This window comes from Mesorhizobium sp. M7A.F.Ca.CA.002.09.1.1 (assembly GCF_003998555.1).
Taxonomy (GTDB): Bacteria; Pseudomonadota; Alphaproteobacteria; order Rhizobiales; family Rhizobiaceae; genus Mesorhizobium; species Mesorhizobium ciceri.
Genome location: NZ_RZRR01001198.1, coordinates 1 through 1,350, shown reverse-complemented (window position 1 = coordinate 1,350; position 1,350 = coordinate 1). Strand labels below are relative to the sequence as shown.

The following is a 1,350-nucleotide window of genomic DNA, read 5'->3' as shown; positions in this document are numbered from 1 at the left end:
AGAGACAGGTGGAAGCAACACTTGACCGACGAAGGCCTGGCAACAGGAGAGATCGGCGACATCGGCGGTTATGCGTCACTGGACTTCGAAGATCCCGAGGGCCAGCGTCTGCGCCTGGTCAGCGATGGCGGCAAGGGCGGCAGCCATCCCTGGGCGCAAAGCCCGGTACCGGCCGAGCACCAGATCCGCGGGCTCGGGCCGATCGTCATCAGCGTTCCCGACATCACCAACACCGAGGCGGTGGTGACCACGGTGATGAACATGCGCAAGGCGCGCGACTATGCCTCGCCGGAGGGCCAGGTTCACGTCTTCGAAATGGGCGAGGGCGGGCCGGCGGCGGAGCTGCATGTCCTGGTGCAGCCGGGACTGGCGCCGGCACGGCAAGGTGCCGGTGCGGTTCACCATGTTGCCTTCAGGGCGCCGGACCAGGAAACGCTGCATCAATGGACGGCGCGGCTGGCCGAGTTCCGGCTGCCGTCGAGCGGCGAGGTCGAGCGCTATTATTTCCGTTCGCTCTACTTCCGCGAGCCGAACGGCATCCTGTTCGAGATCGCAACCGACGGTCCGGGGTTCACCGCCGACGAGCCGCTGGAAACGCTGGGGGAAAGCCTCGCCCTGCCGCCATTCCTCGAACCGAAGCGCGCTTCGATCGAGGCTGGCCTCAAGCCGCTGAAGTAGATCGTTTGCCGGTCAAAGGGCGCCGCGTTCCGGTTCGGGATCCCGGCGTCCGTTCTTTCTCAGGCAATGAACGACGTGCTTTGACAGCCGGGCGCGTTGCTGGTCAAAGGCGGCATGACGAAATTCCTCGCCCTTGTCATCGCCGGTTTCATGGTCATTCAACTGATCAAGCCGCTTGGCTGGCCAGGCCTCAAGCGACGCGGTGATTTCTGGAAGCTGGCACTGCTCGCCATGGCCGCGATTTCACTGGCGGCCGTGCTCGGGCATTTGACGTAGGACGCACTTGTCGTCGCTGCTCAATGGCCAAGCACCGGGCCGACCAGATGCTCGGCCCAGGCCCGGTAGCCTGCTTCCGAGGCGTGAAAGCCGTCCGAGGCAAAGCCGGCTTCCGGATTGGTGATCGGCAGGCGCGGCGCCGGCACCGCGCCGCGCTCCAGGCAAAGGCGTTCGCCCATCCGGTTCATGTCGGTGGCGCGGATCTCAAGGATCTTTCCGAGCAGCGGCGGCATGGCTGGCGCCCGCGTGAACTCCAGCACCGGCGACCACACCACGCGCGCTTCCGGCCATTTGGCGCGCAGGCCGTAGAGCAGGCCACCGAACTCCTTCTTGAAGCGCGGCACGGAGTGGAAATTCTTGGTGTCGTTGGTGCCGATGGCCAGCACGATATGCGTC

3 protein-coding genes are annotated in these 1,350 nt (G+C 65.4%); 2 read left to right on the top strand and 1 reads right to left on the bottom strand.

Features of this window, described 5'->3' with window-relative positions:
• Both EN994_RS31750 and EN994_RS31745 read left to right on the top strand, forming a co-directional pair.
• On the top strand, nt 1-678 hold a 678-nt coding region (locus tag EN994_RS31750; protein ID WP_164746429.1), incomplete at its 5' end, for a ring-cleaving dioxygenase.
• Nucleotides 679-774: 96 nt separating this feature from the next.
• A complete protein-coding gene (locus EN994_RS31745; protein ID WP_032809263.1) occupies nt 775-954 on the top strand; it encodes a hypothetical protein in 180 nt (59 codons plus the stop codon).
• 20 nt (nt 955-974) lie between these two features.
• Here the strand turns inward: EN994_RS31745 and EN994_RS31740 are convergent.
• The coding region (locus tag EN994_RS31740; RefSeq protein ID WP_164746428.1) for an SGNH/GDSL hydrolase family protein at nt 975-1,350 on the bottom strand (376 nt) is incomplete at its 5' end.